15 protein-coding genes are annotated in these 15218 nt (G+C 74.0%); 9 read left to right on the top strand and 6 right to left on the bottom strand.

The window, feature by feature from the left end; all coding sequences use genetic code 11:
* Nucleotides 1–40 precede the first annotated feature (40 nt).
* Nucleotides 41–1360, top strand: coding sequence for an NAD(P)/FAD-dependent oxidoreductase (locus ES689_RS07565; RefSeq protein WP_146902444.1), 1320 nt, complete (start codon nt 41–43; stop codon nt 1358–1360).
* A 196-nt stretch (nt 1361–1556) separates the two neighbouring features.
* On the opposite strand, the gene ES689_RS07560 is transcribed toward ES689_RS07565, so the two are convergent.
* A complete protein-coding gene (locus ES689_RS07560) occupies nt 1557–3035 on the bottom strand; it encodes an MFS transporter (protein ID WP_223269473.1) in 1479 nt (492 codons plus the stop codon).
* A 114-nt stretch (nt 3036–3149) separates the two neighbouring features.
* Between ES689_RS07560 and ES689_RS07555 the strand changes: the two genes are divergently transcribed.
* Nucleotides 3150–3800, top strand: a complete 651-nt coding sequence (locus ES689_RS07555) for a TetR family transcriptional regulator (protein WP_146902441.1) — start codon at nt 3150–3152, stop codon at nt 3798–3800.
* A 282-nt stretch (nt 3801–4082) separates the two neighbouring features.
* Here the strand turns inward: ES689_RS07555 and ES689_RS07550 are convergent, their stop codons facing one another.
* A complete protein-coding gene (locus ES689_RS07550) occupies nt 4083–4574 on the bottom strand; it encodes an FBP domain-containing protein (RefSeq protein ID WP_146902438.1) in 492 nt (163 codons plus the stop codon).
* A gap of 414 nt (nt 4575–4988) precedes the next feature.
* Complete coding sequence (locus ES689_RS07545; protein ID WP_223269472.1) at nt 4989–5402, bottom strand: helix-turn-helix domain-containing protein; 414 nt, start codon at nt 5400–5402, stop codon at nt 4989–4991.
* A 91-nt stretch (nt 5403–5493) separates the two neighbouring features.
* On the opposite strand from ES689_RS07545, the gene ES689_RS07540 reads away from it, so the two are divergent.
* Nucleotides 5494–6159: an NAD(P)-dependent oxidoreductase gene (locus ES689_RS07540; protein ID WP_146902431.1), complete on the top strand. Its 666-nt coding sequence runs from the start codon at nt 5494–5496 to the stop codon at nt 6157–6159.
* Nucleotides 6160–6496: 337 nt separating this feature from the next.
* On the opposite strand, the gene ES689_RS07535 is transcribed toward ES689_RS07540, so the two are convergent.
* Together ES689_RS07535 and ES689_RS07530 are read right to left on the bottom strand one after the other, a co-directional pair.
* Nucleotides 6497–7372: an SDR family NAD(P)-dependent oxidoreductase gene (locus ES689_RS07535; protein ID WP_146902428.1), complete on the bottom strand. Its 876-nt coding sequence runs from the start codon at nt 7370–7372 to the stop codon at nt 6497–6499.
* 305 nt (nt 7373–7677) lie between these two features.
* Nucleotides 7678–8217 (bottom strand): hypothetical protein, encoded by a 540-nt coding sequence (locus tag ES689_RS07530; protein ID WP_146902425.1) that lies wholly within the window; start codon nt 8215–8217, stop codon nt 7678–7680.
* 34 nt (nt 8218–8251) lie between these two features.
* Here ES689_RS07530 and ES689_RS07525 point away from each other — a divergent pair, with 34 nt between their 5' ends.
* The 3 genes from ES689_RS07525 to ES689_RS07515 all read left to right on the top strand — a co-directional run bounded on the left by ES689_RS07525 (nt 8252) and on the right by ES689_RS07515 (nt 10728).
* Entirely contained in the window at nt 8252–9235 is a 984-nt protein-coding gene (locus ES689_RS07525; protein WP_146902422.1) for an NAD-dependent epimerase/dehydratase family protein, read from the top strand.
* Between the two features lie 168 nt (nt 9236–9403).
* On the top strand, nt 9404–10069 hold the full coding sequence (locus ES689_RS07520) for an SDR family NAD(P)-dependent oxidoreductase (RefSeq protein ID WP_146902419.1): 666 nt from the start codon (nt 9404–9406) through the stop codon (nt 10067–10069).
* Between the two features lie 257 nt (nt 10070–10326).
* Complete coding sequence (locus tag ES689_RS07515; protein ID WP_146902416.1) at nt 10327–10728, top strand: cupin domain-containing protein; 402 nt, start codon at nt 10327–10329, stop codon at nt 10726–10728.
* 4 nt (nt 10729–10732) lie between these two features.
* Here the strand turns inward: ES689_RS07515 and ES689_RS07510 are convergent, their stop codons facing one another.
* The gene (locus tag ES689_RS07510) at nt 10733–11395 is read right to left on the bottom strand and encodes a histidine phosphatase family protein (RefSeq protein WP_146902413.1); all 663 of its coding nucleotides are present in this window, start codon (nt 11393–11395) and stop codon (nt 10733–10735) included.
* Between the two features lie 339 nt (nt 11396–11734).
* On the opposite strand from ES689_RS07510, the gene chrA reads away from it, so the two are divergent.
* The 3 genes from chrA (at nt 11735) to ES689_RS07495 (ending at nt 14858) form a co-directional block, all read left to right on the top strand.
* On the top strand, nt 11735–12988 hold the full coding sequence (chrA, locus tag ES689_RS07505; protein WP_223269471.1) for a chromate efflux transporter: 1254 nt from the start codon (nt 11735–11737) through the stop codon (nt 12986–12988).
* Nucleotides 12989–13134: 146 nt separating this feature from the next.
* Nucleotides 13135–14073, top strand: a complete 939-nt coding sequence (locus tag ES689_RS07500; RefSeq protein WP_146902407.1) for an ABC transporter ATP-binding protein — start codon at nt 13135–13137, stop codon at nt 14071–14073.
* The gene (locus ES689_RS07495; protein ID WP_146902404.1) at nt 14070–14858 is read left to right on the top strand and encodes a hypothetical protein; all 789 of its coding nucleotides are present in this window, start codon (nt 14070–14072) and stop codon (nt 14856–14858) included. Before ES689_RS07500 ends, ES689_RS07495 begins: the two co-directional genes overlap by 4 nt.
* Nucleotides 14859–15218: the final 360 nt, after the last annotated feature.

The following is a 15218-nucleotide window of genomic DNA, read 5'->3' as shown; positions in this document are numbered from 1 at the left end:
GACCTCCGCCACGAACCGAGCACCCCGCAGGAGCACTCTCATGTCCGACGACCGCACCCCCGACGAGCACGTCACCCGGCCCCACGTCGTCGTGGTCGGCGGCGGCTTCGCCGGCATCGCGACGATGCGCGCCCTCAAGGACGCCGACGTCGACATCACGCTGATCGACCGGCACGTCTACAACATGTTCCAGCCGCTGATGTACCAGGTCGCGACCGGCGGGCTCAACGCGGGCGACGTCACGTACTTCCTCCGCAGCCTCCGCTCGAAGCAGTCGAACGCCGACTTCCGGCACGGGCTCCTCACGACCGTGCGGGCCGACGAGCGCGTCATCACCCTCCGCGACGGCGAGGAGATCTCGTACGACGCCCTCGTGCTCGCGAACGGCGTCAACACGAGCTACTTCGGCACGAAAGGCGCCTACGAGTTCGCCTACTCGATGTACTCCCGCTCGCAGGCCCTCCGCATCCGCGACGAGCTGTTCACGCAGCTCGAGAACGCGGCGGCGTCGCAGGGCAGCGGCGAGGTGCGGGTGGTCATCGTCGGCGGCGGCTCGACCGGCGTCGAGATGGCGGGCGCCCTGGCCGAGCTGCGCGACCAGGCCCTGAAGGACGCCTACCCCGAGATCGACGCCTCGAGCATCACGATCACGCTGGTGCACCGCAGCGGCGAGCTGCTCAAGCCGTTCGCGCCGCGCCTCCGTCGCTACGCCGCCAAGGTGCTGCGCAAGCGCGGCGTCGACCTGCGGCTCGACACCGGCGTCGACGAGGTCACGCCCGACGGCGTGCACACCACGTCGGGCGAGTTCATCCCCGCCGAGCTCGTCGTCTGGGCGACCGGCGTCGCCGCGCACGCCGAGGTCGCCTCGTGGGGCGTGCCGCAGACCCACGGCGGTCGCATCCAGGTCAACGACGACCTCACCGTCAAGGGCCTCGACCGCATCTGGGCCGCCGGCGACATCGCCGCCGCCGACGACGCCCTCGCGCAGCTCGCCCAGCCGGCCATCCAGGGCGGCGAGCACATCGGCGAGCAGATCCAGCGCCTCCTCGCGGGCAAGCGGAGCACGCCGTTCAAGTACCACGACAAGGGCACGATGGCGACGGTCGGCACGAACGCGGCCGTGGTGCAGCTGCCGAACGGCTTCACGATGACCGGGCCGGTCGCCTGGCTGCTCTGGGTCTTCGTGCACATCACGAGCCTGCTCGGCAACGGCAACCGCCTGTCGACGCTGACCCACTTCTTCGTCCGCTACATGTGGGCGCTGCGCAAGCGCGCCATCCCGATCGTCGGCGACGTGCGCCCGGTCCGCCCGAACGGCGACCGCGCCCCCGAGAAGTGGCAGACCGAGAAGGCCGAGTAGCCCCCCCGAGGAGGTGCGGTGCCCGCCGGGCGCACACCGCACCTCCTTCTGGGCACCGAGCACGAAACACCCCGGAGTGGACCATGCACCGCGAAACGACGGGGTGCATGGTCCACACCGGGGTGCAGGGTGCAGGGTGCGGGGCGCGGGGCGCGGGGCGCAGGGTGCGGGGCGCGGGGCGCAGCAGCCCCGGGCGTCAGCCCAGGTGCACCACGGGGCCGCTCGGGAGCAGCTCCTCCTTCGTGCCGCGGATCATGAAGAACGAGATCGGCGCCGCGATGAACGCGGCCACCGCGGCCGCGACGAACGCCGCCGAGTAGCCGTCGACGAGGGCTCCGAGCCCGCCTGCCGCACTGCCGGCCACGGCCGACGCGTACAGGTTCGTGTAGACCGCGAGCCCGATCGAGCCGCCGATCTGCATCATCGCGTTCGAGGTGGCGCTGGCCGCGCCGGCCTCGTGCGGCGCGACCCCGGCGAGCGCGAGGTTCTGCATCGGCACGAAGATGCCGGCCAGGCCGACGCCCATGACGATCAACGGGGGCAGCACGTGCGTCGCGTAGCCGCCGTCGGCCGTGATGAACGACAGCCAGAAGAGGCCGGCAGCGGCCACGATCGGCCCGACGATCATGAGGAGGCGCGGCCCGATCACCGGCAGCAGCTTCGTCAGGATCGGGGCCATCACCATGATGACCAGCGTCATGGGCAGCGTCGCGAGACCGGCCTCGAGCGGGCCGAAGCCGAGCACGATCTGCAGGTGGAACGTCAGGTAGAGCAGGGCGCCGATCATGACGCTGCCGACGATCAGCTGCACCAGGAACGCTCCGCCGCGCACGCGGTTCGTGAGCACGCCGAGGGGCAGGAGGGGGTGGTCGCTGCGCTTCTGGACGAGGACGAACAGGGCGAGCAGGCCCGCGCCGAGGGCGATGAAGCCGATGACGACGGGGCTGCCCCAGCCGTCCTCCGCCTGGGTGAAGCCGTAGACCAGCGACGCGAGGCCGAGGGCCACGACGACCGTGCCGACCACGTCGAGCCGGTTGTCGCCCTCGGCCTTGCTCTCGCGCACGACGAGCGCGGCGGCGACGATCGCGACGATCACGATCGGCACGTTGACGAGGAGGCACCAGCGCCAGCTGACGAACTCCGTGAGGACGCCGCCGAGCACGAGGCCGACGGCCGCGCCCGCACCCGAGATGGCACCGAAGACGGCGAAGGCCGTGTTGCGCTCGCGACCGCGCGAGAAGGTCGTCGTGAGCACGGCGAGGGCGGCCGGGGCGAGCAGCGCGGCGAAGACGCCCTGCAGCGCGCGGGCGGTGACGAGCAGCTCGCCGGTCGAGACGAGCCCGCCGAAGGCCGACGCGGCCCCGAAGCCGACCATGCCGACGATGAAGGTGCGCTTGCGGCCCCAGAAGTCGGCGATGCGGCCGCCGAGCAGCAGCAGCGCGCCGAAGGCGAGGGCGTAGGCCGTGACGACCCACTGGCGGTTCTCGTCCGAGAGGCCGAGCTCAGCCTGGGCCTGCGGCAGGGCGATGTTGACGATGGTGCCGTCGAGGACGACGACGAGCTGCGCGAGCCCGACGATGACGAGCACCCACCAGCGGCGGGCGGACGGAGGTGCGGCGGGCGAGGACGCAGCGGGGATCGACCCGGTGGCGGGCCGTGTTTCTGAGGTGATCACTGTTCTCCTGGTTCTGGGCCCCGTGTCGCGGGGTGCCGCACGACGGGTGGCCGTCGTGGACCTGTCGATACTACCTACTGGTTGGTTGGCTTCGTAAGGGGCTACTGTCGGCGCATGGCCTATGACGCTGACGAGACGCGACGCCGCATCCTCGCGGCGGCCACGGCCGAGTTCGCCGAGCACGGCCTCGCCGGCGCCCGCGTCGACCGGATCGCCGCGGCGGCCGGCTGCAGCAAGGAGCGGCTGTACGCGCACTACGGAGACAAGGAATCGCTGTTCACGGCGGTGCTGAACGCCTCCTTCGCCCACCTCGGCGAGGCCGCGTCGGCCGATTTCGCCTCCGTCGAGGACTTCGCGGTCGCCGTCTTCGACCATCTCGTCGACAACCCCGACAACCAGCGCCTCCTCGCCTGGGCCCGGCTCGAGCAGCGGCACGACTGGGCGGCGTCGTTCGCCGTCCTCGAGAGCGTGCGTGCCACCTCCGTCGGGCACCTCGAGCGCCTGGTCGGCCAGCCCGGCGCCGGTGCTGGCGCCCGTCCCGGTGCCGGTGCCGGTGCCGGTGCCGCCGGCTCGACGACGACGAGGACGAGGACGACGACGGCGCAGCAGCAGCCTTGGACGCCCGACGACCTGTTCGCCCTCGTGCTGGCGATCGCGTCGGCGTGGGTGCAGCTGCCGGGCCTGCCCGACGACGAGCCGCGGACACCCGACGTCGACGCCCAGCGCGCGATCGTGCGCGTGGCCGTGGGGCGCCTCCTGGACTGAGCTCGCTGGTCCTCCCGGCCGACTGCCCGACCCGGCGGGCCGACCGAGCTGACCGGCCGGCGCCGCCGAGTGGTCCGAATTGGTTCCCCACAGGGCAGGGGACGACCAGTTCGGACCTCTCGACGCCTGACGACCGGGGACCGGGGACCGGGGACCGGGGACCGGGGACCGGGGACCGGGGACCGGGGACCGGGGACCGGGGACCGGGGACCGGGGACCGGGGATCGAGGACCGGGGATCGAGGACCGAGGACCGAGGTCTGAGGAGCGGGGCCCGGCCGGCTCAGCGCCCGTCGACCACGGTCCGCACGAAGCCGGCGGCCCGCTCGCGCAGGCTCAGCACCCGCTGCTCGACGGCGGCGGCGACGTCGAAGCCGAGGTAGGCGGGCGGCGGCGGTCGGTGGGCGTTCGCGCTGCACTCGAACCCGGCGCAGACGAGCGTGCCGACGGTGTCGCCGTTGCGTCCGGCGGCACCGCCCCGCTTCGCACTGAAGAACGCGACGGGCGCGGGCAGGGTCACGTCCTGGCACCAGCTGCACTGGGCTCGGGACCGGGTCGTGGCCTCGGCCTGGCGCAGCACGAGGCCGACCGGCTCGCCGCCGACGGGCACGACGACGTAGGCGCGGCGGGGCAGCTTCGGGTCGCGCCAGCCGACGAACTCGAGCGAGTCCCAGTCGGCGTCGGCGAGGTCGGCCGGGAGCGTGAGATCGGCGAGCTCCTTGCGCGAGGCGTTCGCGAAGGAGGCGCGGAGGGCGGAGACGGTCAGGGGCAGCATCAGGGTTCACCAGTCGTTCGGGGCGCTCGGGCACCGGGCCGCGCCCACCTGTCCCGGCCCTGTCGGGGCGTGCCCGCACGACGAGTGGTCAGCTCCGGTCGTTCCCGCGAGGGGGAAGGACGAGAAGTGACCACTCGACGGCGGGACGACCACAGGGGGACGGGGAGGCGCGCGCACGACGGCGCACATGAGCAGTGATCAGGGGAGGAGGGAGGAAAGGGTGTCGACTGCGCGACTACCTGCCGCCGGCGGAGAGCCCGCCGACGACCTCCTGACGCCCCGAGGGCTGCGCGACTGCGGTGATGATCACGGGTCGACGATACGTCTCGTACCGGGCTGCGTCCACCCCGATGCCCACGGCCGGGCCTGCCGGGCCGCCGCGTCGCCGGCCTGCCGGATCACCGGCCTCCTGCGTCAGTCCTCCGCGCCTCCGCCGGCCCGCTCGTCGTACTCGGCCCAGGCGCCCGAGACCTGCCCGAAGTGCGCGATGGACCACTCCTCGAGGGCGCGCAGCGGCGTCCGGAGCGTCTCGCCCGCCTCCGTCAGCTCGTAGACGACGCGCGGCGGGACCTCGGCGAAGACGGTGCGGGTGACGAGCCCGTCGCGCTCGAGCCCGCGGAGCGTCTGCGTCAGCATCTTCTGCGAGATGCCCTCGACGCGGCGGCGGATGTCGGAGAAGCGCAGCGGACCCGCGCCGAGCGAGCCGACGATCAACACCGTCCAGCGATCGCCGATGCGGTCGAGGAGGCGGCGCGACGGGCAGCCCGCGGCGTACGGATCGAGCGCAGGAGGCGCGGCGTCGAGGGCCGGAGCGGTGACGGTTACCAAAAAGTGCCTACTTCCCATCAGTGACCATTGGATCTAGCGTAGCCGCGAAGCCCCACGAACAGAAGAACACCAAGAACCAGAGGAGAACGCCATGACCCGCATCACCGTCGTCGGAGGGACCGGCTACGCCGGCAGCGCGATCGTCGCCGAGGCCGCGCGCCGCGGACACGAAGTCGTCTCGGTCAGCCGCAGCGTGCCTGCCGAGGAGGCCCGCGTCGAGGGCGTCCGCTACGAGACCGGCTCGCTGGTCGACGCCGACGTGCGCGCGCGTGCCGTGGCCGACGCCGAGGTCGTCGTGTCGAGCCTCTCGCCCCGCGGTGAGCTCGACGGACGCATAGTCGAGGTCGACCGCGAGCTGGCGGCCCTCGCCGCGCAGCACGGCGCCCGCTTCGTCGTCGTCGGCGGCTACAGCTCGCTCCGCCTCGAGGAGGGCGGGCCGCGCCAGGCCGAGACCGGCCAGATCCCGCCCGAGTACGCCGGTGAGGCCCTGCAGATGAACGAGGTGCTCGGCGAGCTGCTCGCCAGCCGCGACTCCCTGGACGCCGAGTCCCTGGACTTCCTCTTCGTGTCGCCGGCGATGCAGTTCGGCGCGTACGCACCCGGCGAGGCGCTGGGCCGCTACCGCGTCGGCGGCGAGGTCGCGTTCACCGACGACGACGGCGTCTCCGCCGTCAGCGGCGCGGACTTCGCCCTCGCGATCGTCGACGAGATCGAGACGCCGGCGCACCGCCGCGAGCACATCTCCGTCGCGTACTGAGGCCCGCCGGGCGCCGAGAGCCGGCACGTGCCGGAGTCCGTCATGTGCCGGAGTCAGTCATGTGCCGGAGCACCCGGCGTCGCGTCACGAACGCGATCGGCGAAGGAGGCGAGGGTCAGGATCACCTGACCCTCGCCTCCTTCACCATGTCGCCCCTCGCTCACCCGGACCGCCCGGCGCAGTTCAGGGACTCTCGCGGACGGACTCCCGGTCTCCTGCGCGCGGTTCAGGAACTCGCGGGCGGGAGTTCCTGAAGCGTGCACAACTCAGGCCGCAGACTCCCCCCGCTGCGAAACTCAGGACTCATGTTCCTGAATGAGGAGAGAGCACGGGCAGGTCAGGCCAGGGGGTCGGAGGGGATGCCGAGCAGGTCGGCGCTCCGCTCCCACAGGCCGCGCATGAGGTCGCGGTCGCCGGCCTGCGCCGCGACGCGGCCGGGCGCCCTGAGCCGGTCGAAGTAGTTGCCGCTCGGGGCAGGCACCGTCGGCGCCGCAGCCAGGCGCACGAGCGGCTCGGCGCCCTGCTCGGTCGACACGGCCGCGCGCTTCGCGAAGGTCGCGACCGGTCCGTCGCCGCCGAAGCCCGACGCGACGAAGCCGGGGTGGAACGCGAACGCGTCGACTCCCGTGCTGCCCAGGCGACGGGCCAGTTCCCGCGTGAAGAGGATGTTCAGCAGCTTCGAGGTGCCGTAGGCGCGGAACCCGCCGTACCAGCGCTCGTCGTCGCCGTCGAGGTCGGCGAGGTCCACCCGGCCGAACAGGTTGCCGGCGCTCGAGGTCTGGACCACGCGCACCGTGCCGGGCGCGTGGTCGGCCGCGGTCTCCACCATGCGGGGCAGCAGCAGCGAGGTGAGCAGGAAGGGCGCCAGGTGGTTGCCCTGGAACGTCAGCTCGAAGCCGTCGGAGGTGCGCTGGCGCTCCGAGATCGTGGCACCGGCGTTGTTGGCGAGCACGTGGATGCGGGGCAGGTCGGCCAGCAGCTGGTCGGCGAGCGAGCGCACCGACGAGAGATCGGCGAAGTCGGCGAGGTAGGCGGTGCCGCCCACCTCGTCCGCGACGGCGCGCGTGCGGTCGGCGTTCCGGCCGACGACGGCGACGGTCGCGCCGAGCTCCGAGAGCGCACGGGCGGCCTCGCGGCCGATGCCGGAGCTCGCTCCGGTGACGACGACGGCGCGGTCGTCGAGGCGGCCAGGGGCAGGGAGGGTGACGGACATGCCCTGAACGCTAGACCGTGGGCACCTGGGGGCGTCGTGCACGACGCCTGGGCGGCGTCCGCGATCTTCGGGCGCACGCGGACAGGCCCGGCACGGCGGGCGTACCGTCCACGGAGTCGAAGGCGTCACCATGCGTCTTCACCGGCCGGTGTTGCTCCGCTCCCCTGCCCGTGAAGCTCAGATGCGGACAACATCGACCTGGGCACGGCCACCCGCGTGGTGGTCGTGCCCACTTCGTGCCCGATCCCCCTTGCGCCTCGGGCCTTCCGACTCGGGCCTTGCGCCTCGCGCCTCGGGCCTCGGGCCTAGCGCCGGCCCGGCCGGAACGTGCGCCCCGACAGCGGCGCGTAGGCGACCCAGCGGCCGCCGCCCTCGGCGAGCGCCGCTCGCACCCTCGCGTCCTCGGCCTCGCCGTCCTTCGCCCACGCACGGAACCGTGCCGACGCCCCGGGCTGGGTCGGCCCCTGCTCCGCCCGGACGACCTCACGGCGGGACGCCCCGTCTGCCCCGACCGGCGACTCCACGGCGTCGACCTGCACCACGAACGGCCAGCCGAGGGCGTCGGCGATTCGCCGCGCCAGCGCGAGCCCCCGGCGGCGGTGCTCGATCTCGGGCTCGTCGGCGCTCCGGCGGGGGTCGCCGCGGTCGCGGGAGGCGTACCAGTCGGCGTCCCACCGGCGCAGATCGGCCGTGAGGTCGGAGTCGAACCCCATCTCGTCCCAGTCGCGCACGCCTCGGAACCAGACGGGCGACGGTGCGTGCCCGACGAACAGCCGCACAACGGCGGACTCGGTGTCGGTGTGGGTGTCGGACTCGGTGTCGGTCTCCGGGGGCTCGGCGTCCATGCGGCGAGGGTAGACGACGGGCACACTGGTCCGCATGCGCAAGGTGCTGGTGCTCGGCGGGACGGGGTGGCTCGGCCACGAGATCGCTCGGCAGGCGGTGGCCGACGGAGCCGAGGTCACCTGCCTCGCCCGAGGCAGCGCAGGAGGCGCCCCCGACGGAGCCGCGCTGGTCCGGTCCGACCGCACCCGCCCCGGCGCCTACGACGCCGTGGCCCGGGCAGACCACGAGTGGGACGAGGTCGTCGAGCTCGCGACCGCTCCCGACCTCGTCGGGGGCGCGCTGGCCGCCTTGGCGACGCGCGCCCGACACTGGACCCTGATCTCCTCCGTCTCCGTCCACGCCCGTGACGACGAGCCGGGCGCGGACGAGTCCGCCGAGCTCGTGGCCGTCGGCGAGCGCCCCGCGCCGGACGACTACGCACAGCAGAAAGCCTGGGCGGAGCGCACCTCCGCCGCCCGGCTGGGCGACCGCCTCCTCGTCGTGCGCCCGTCGCTGGTCGTGGGTCCGGGTGATCCCAGCGACCGGTTCGGCACGTGGCCCGCGCGGATGCTGCGCGGCGGCCGCGTGCTCGTGCCGACGACCGAGGCGCGCTGGGTGCAGGTGATCGACGTGGCCGACCTCGCGGCGTGGGTCGTGCTGGCGGGCCGCGACCGCCTCCTCGGACCCGTCACGGCGGCCGGCGAGCCGCTGCCGCTGGCCGAGGTGCTCGAGGAGGCGCGGCTCGCGGCCGGCACCGACCCCGAGCTCGTGCCGGTCGACGACGCCTGGCTGCTCGAGCACGACGTGCGGTGGTGGGCGGGCCCCCGGTCCCTGCCGATGTGGCTGCCGCTCGAGGCGTCGGGCTTCGCGCGGCGCGGCACGGCGGCGTTCCGCGCCGCGGGCGGCACGGCACGCCCCCTCGCCGAGACGATGCGGCGCGTGCGCGACGACGAGCTGGCGCGCGGCGTCGACCGCCCGCGCCGTTCCGGCCTCGCCCCCGACGAGGAGGCGGCGCTGCTGCGCGAGCTCGTCCGCTGACCCAGCCTGCCCCCGCAGCTCGCGCCTGCACCCCTCGGACCCGCGCACACCCTCGAGCGCGCAGAGGGGTCTGCGCGGGTTCGAGGGGTCTGCGCACGTCAGCGGCGGCGCCCGAGCGTTCCCTGGCAGGGCACGTCACGCCTCCTCGGCCGTCCGTAGGGTCGGGCCATGACCACTCTCGCCATCATCGGTGCCGGCCAGGGCCTCGGCCTGGCCGTCGCCCGCCGCTTCGCCCGCGAGGGCCTCAGCATCGCGCTGATCGCCCGCGACCAGGCCAGGGTCGACGAGCTCGCCGCGACCCTCGTCGCCGAGGGCCACACGGCCGCCGGCTTCGTCGCCGACGTGCGCGACCGCCCGTCCCTCGTCTCCGCGCTCGAGCAGGCCGCCTCCCGCCTCGGCCCGATCGAGGTGCTGCAGTACAGCCCGCTGCCCGCCAAGGAGTTCATGCGCCCCGTGCTCGAGACGGTCGCCGACGACCTCGTCGGCCCGGTCGAGTTCTCGATCTACGGAGCCGCGGCGGCTGCGCACCAGGTGATCCCCGGGATGCGCAGCCTCGGTGGAGGGACCCTCCTGTTCGTCAACGGCGCGAGCGCCGTGCGTCCGCGCGACGGCGTCACCGGCACCGCCGTGGCCTTCGCGGGCGAGAGCGCCTACGCCGAGCTGCTGCACGGCGCCCTGGCACCTGAGGGGATCCACGTCGGGCAGCTGATCATCCCGCTCGGCATCGGCGGCGGCGACCCGGCCCACGAGCCCGAGGTGCTCGCCGACACCCTCTGGTCGATGCACGCCGACAAGGGCGACTTCCGCGTCTACGCGGCACCGCTGCCCGACTGACGAGGGCCCTGGCCCTGGGGCGAAGGAGGCGCGGTGCCCGTCGGGCGCGGCGCCTCCTTCCGTCCCTCCGGTCGCCTCCGCGCCTCCCGTCACCCCGCCCCGTGAACCACGTGCCTGCCCCGGCTCCACAGGGGCACCAGCAGGGCACCCCGGGCGCCGGGTCGCCGTCGTAGCGTCGAGGTGCGCCTCGCGGTCAGCCCCGCGGCGGCGCGAGGGGCCGCCGCCCGGCCGCCGCTCACCACGACCGAGGAGGAACCGTGCAGATCGTCCCGAAGGCGCCCACCGTCAAGAACCCGCCCGAGCAGTTCACCGGCGACGTCTGGCTCGACGCGATCGCGTCGCCGCAGCAGGAAGGCGACCGGATGACGGTCGTGAAGGTGCGGTTCCTGCCGGGTGCCCGCACCGCCTGGCACTCCCACGCCCGGGGGCAGACCCTGCACGTCACCGAGGGAGTCGCGCTGCTCGGCTCGCGCGACGGCACGGTGATCGAGGCGCTGCCCGGGCAGACGATCTACACGCCTCCCGGCGAGGAGCACTGGCACGGGGCCGGCCCCGACGACTACATGGAGCACCTCGCCATGATCGAGTCGGCCGACGATCCGTCGACGACGACCACCTGGCTGGAGCACGTCTCCGACGGCGAGTACCGGCGGCCCTAGACCGTCAGACCTCGTCGAGCGCCTCGCCCGTGGGGTCGTTCGGGGCGGCCACCCCGACCGGTGCACCCTGCCAGCTCTCGACCGTCCAGCCGGTCGCGGGCGAGCCCGAGATCTCGATGACGCCCGTGTTCTCCATCTCGGTGCTCGTCGTGAACTCGGGGTCGACGTTCAGGGCCCGCCCGCCGAGCCAGACGCGCGTGGCCGCGCCGTGGCCGACGACGACCACGGAGGCGTCGTCGGCGGCGTCGTGCAGGTCGACGATCGCGCCGATCGCGGCGTCGAACCGCTCGAAGAACGCGTGGCCGTCCGGGGCGCCCGGGGCCGAGGCCGTGAGGTCTCCCCCTGCCCAGGCGACCAACGGCAGGACGTAGCCGCGGAGCGCCTCCTCGTCGGTACGGTCCTCGAGGTCGCCGGCCTCGATCTCGTGCAGGCCGTCGCGCACGATGATGTCGAGGCCGAGACGAGCGGCCAACGGGGCCGCGGTCTGCTGGGCCCGCACCAGCGTGGACGCGTAGACGGCGTCGACGCGGCCGATGCCGAGCTGCTCGGCGAGCGCCTCGGCCTGCTCGCGGCCGAGGTCGGTGAGGTCGGGCCCGGGAGCCGCGCTGGAGACGGCACCTGCGGCGTTGGCGGTGCTCTGGCCGTGTCTGACGAGGAGGATGCGCACGTCCCCGAGTCTTCCACGACGCGGATGTCGCGGATCTCCTAGGGGCCGGGACGAAGGTGAGCTACCTTCAGCGTGTCGGGGAGCCTGCCCCGACGGAACACGCTCGCCGGACTTGCGCCCTCGTGCCCACAGAGTCGTGATCGGGGGCGCGGGCGGCCCCTCCCGAAGGGCCGAACCTCGCGCGGACGTCCGGCACCTCGAGTGCCGGGCGTCCCCTTGCGACCCCGGCGCGCCTCTTCACGCTCGACCCGGCCGACCCCCGGCCCCGCCACCTCCTCGTCACCGCACGTCCACCTCCTCCCGTGACGTGGCCGGTCGCCAGCCGCCACGATGGAGGCGATGGACACCACCGACGACGGCCCGCAGGAGGCGCCCCCTCGGCCCGGCACCCCGGCCGAGGTGCTGCGCGCGTTCGCCGTGCTCGGCGTCACGTCGTTCGGCGGCCCCGTCGCGCACCTCGGGTACTTCAGGGCCGAGCTCGTCGAGCGACGTCGGTGGCTCGACGACGCCGACTACGGCGACCTCGTCGTGCTGGGGCAGTTCCTGCCCGGCCCGGCCTCGAGCCAGGTCGGCCTCGGCCTGGGGCTGCTGCGCGGCGGCGCGCTCGGGGCCCTCGCCGCCTTCGTCGCGTTCACGCTGCCGTCGGCGCTGCTGATGCTCGCGGTCGCCTCGGGCGTGAGCCTGGTCGACGGGCCGGTGGGCGGAGCGGTCCTCTCGGGCCTGACGATCGGGGCCGTGGCGATCGTGGCGCACGCCGTGACGGGGATGGCCCGGACGCTCGCGCCCGACCGGACCCGCGCCTCCGTCGCGGTGGTCGCCGCCGTGCTCGCCCTCGCGCTGCCGGGGTGGCCAGGGCAGCTCGCGGCCGTCGCCCTCGGGGTGCTCGCCGGGCTGTGGCTGTGCCGACACGGGGCCGGGGCGACGGCACCTGCGTCGACTGCCTCCACCGCGTGGGCAGCCGCCGTCCCCCGCCGCGCTGCCGTCGCCTGCCTCGTCCTCTTCGCGGCGCTGCTCGTCGGCCTGCCGCTGCTCGCCGGGGCGACCGGCTCGGAGGCGCTCGCCCTCGTCGACGTCCTCTACCGCTCGGGCGCCCTCGTGCTCGGCGGCGGCCACGTGGTGCTGCCCTTGCTGCAGGCGGGTCTCGTCGACCCCGGCTGGGTCACCGAGGAGGCGTTCCTCACGGGGTACGCAGCTGCCCAGGCGGTGCCCGGACCCCTCTTCACCTTCGCCACGTACCTCGGCGCCGTCACGACGCTCGGCCCCGGGGGCCCGCTCGGCGCACTGCTCGCGACGCTGGCGATCTTCGCTCCCGGCCTGCTCCTCCTCGTCGGCGTGCTGCCGTTCTGGGCGGCGCTGCACGAGCGAGCGTGGCTGCACGGCGTGGTGCGCGGTGCGGGCGCAGCCGTCGTCGGGCTGCTCGCGGCGGCCCTCTGGGACCCGGTCGCGACGACGGCGATCACGTCGACCGGGGCCTTCTGCCTGGCGCTGGTCTGCTTCGTGCTGCTGACCGCATGGCGGACGCCGCCGTGGGCCGTCGTGCTCGTCGCGGCCGCGGGCGGGCTGGTGCTGGCGCTGCTCGGCAGCTGGCGCTGACGGACGGCGGCCGGTCGTGCGGGTGGGCAGACGGACGGACGGGCGGCCGAGAGGGCGGGCGGGCGGAAGAACACGGTACTGGAGTACCACAGGACGGATACCGACGGCGGATGGCGTGACGAGTCGTCTTCCCTAGCGTCGACACCATGATCGAAGCGAAGGACCTCAGCAAGCGCTACGGCGCGAAGACCGTCGTCGACGGCGTGTGCTTCTCCGTGCAGCCGGGCACGGTGACCGGGTTCCTCGGGCCGAACGGCGCCGGCAAGTCGACCACGATGCGGATGATCGTCGGCCTCGACCGCCCCACGTCGGGAACCGTCACCGTGAACGGTCGCCGCTACGTCGACAGCCCCGCCCCGATGGCCGAGGTCGGCGTGCTCCTCGACGCCGGAGCGGTCCATCCCGGCCGGCGTGCCCGCGATCACCTCCGGGTCGTCGCCAGCACCAACGCGATCGGCGACCGTCGTGTCGACGAGGTGCTGAGCCTGACCGGGCTCGAGAGCGTCGCCCGCAAGAAGGTCGGCACGTTCTCGCTCGGCATGAAGCAGCGGCTCGGCATCGCCACGGCCCTGCTCGGCGACCCCGGGACGCTCGTGCTCGACGAGCCGGTCAACGGCCTCGACCCGGAGGGGGTCATCTGGGTGCGACAGCTGTGTCGTCAGCTGGCCGCCGAGGGCCGGGCCGTGCTCCTCTCGAGTCACCTGATGAGCGAGATGGCCCAGACGGCCGACCGCCTCGTCGTGCTCGGACGAGGGCGAGTGATCGCCGACGCCTCGACGGCCGAGCTGCTGGCGCGAGCCGGCGGCGGCGTGATCCGCGTCCGCACCGACTCGCCCGACCGCCTCGGCACCCTGGTGGCCCAGCTGGGCGCGAGCCTCGTCCGCACCTCGGCCGACACCGTCGAGGTGACCGGCCTCACCGCGGAGCAGATCGCCCACGCGGCCGGCCCCGCCGGTGTGCTGCTCTACGAGATCGCCCCGGTACAGGCATCCCTCGAGGACGCCTTCTTCGACCTCACCAGCGGCTCGGTCGAGTACCGAGCTGATGCGGTCACCGACACCGACTCCCCGGAGGCCACACGATGAACGAGCACCTGCCCACCCCGTCCTCGGCGCCCGTCGCGGCCCGCGACGCCCGCACGTCGACCGCGCCTCGCCAGGACTTCACGAGCCTCGCGCGGTCGGAGTGGCTGAAGATCGCGTCCCTGACCTCGATGCGGTGGCTCGCGCTCGCCACCGTCGGCGCCGGGGCCGTCGGCGCCGGGGCGTTCGCCTCGAGCGCCGAGGCCTCGACCACCACGGCGGTCCTCGGCTCCGCCACCCTGTCCGCCCTCGTGATCGGCCTCCTGACGGCCCTGGGGATGACGTCGGAGTACGCCACCGGCAGCATCCGCACCACCCTGACCGTCGCCCCCCGTCGCGGTCTCGCGCTGCTGGCCAAGGCGGCCGTGTCGGCACTGCTGGGCGCCGTCCTGTCGGTCGTCGGCTCGGTGGCCGGCCTGTCCGCCACCTCGGCGATGCACCCCGGCGGCTGGATCGAGGTCGGCACCGTCGTGCGCGCCGTGGGCGCCGCCGCGATCTACGTCGCAGTCGTCGCCGTCTTCTGCCTGCTGCTCGGCACCGTCCTGCGCGGGGTCGCCCTCACGACGGCCTCCGTCATGGCGCTCGTCCTGCTGCTCCCCGCGATGACCGGCGGCGTGCGCGTCGGCGACGTGTTCCTGTCCGACTACCTCCTGTCCGAGGCCGGGCCGGGGCTGGTCCTCCAGACGTCGTTCGGCGCCGGCGCGTGGGTGCAGGTGGCCACCGTCTGCGTCTGGATGGCACTCGCCGCTGCCGCTGCCGCTGCTCGCCTGGGCCGCTCCGACGCCTGAGCCCCGAGACGGGGAGTTCCGAGACGTGAGCCCCGGCCCTGCACATCGCCCGGCTGCAAGCGAGATGGAGCCGAGCAAGGCTGGGGCTGAGCCCGAGAACGTCAGGACCGTTCGTGCCGAGCCTGACGCGCTCCCCGTCCGCCGATCTGGGGTACCTGCTCTCGAGTCCGGAGGAGCCCCAAGGCGTACTCGACCTACCGTCGGGTCAGATCGAGGTCGGTCATGATCTCCGCGACCGTGTTCCCGCCGTCGTCCAGCGTCGCGACGATGCGCGCGGCGTTGGCGTCGCGACGATGCGCGCGGCGTTGGCGTCGCGTCTCGTTCGCCGGACCGGAGCCCGGCCATCGTCCTCCGAGTCGT

It is taken from the genome of Frigoribacterium sp. ACAM 257 (assembly GCF_007954365.1).
Classification (GTDB): Bacteria; Actinomycetota; Actinomycetes; order Actinomycetales; family Microbacteriaceae; genus Frigoribacterium.
Note: the sequence above shows the minus strand (reverse complement) of the source record. Positions and strands in the feature narration are given on the sequence as shown.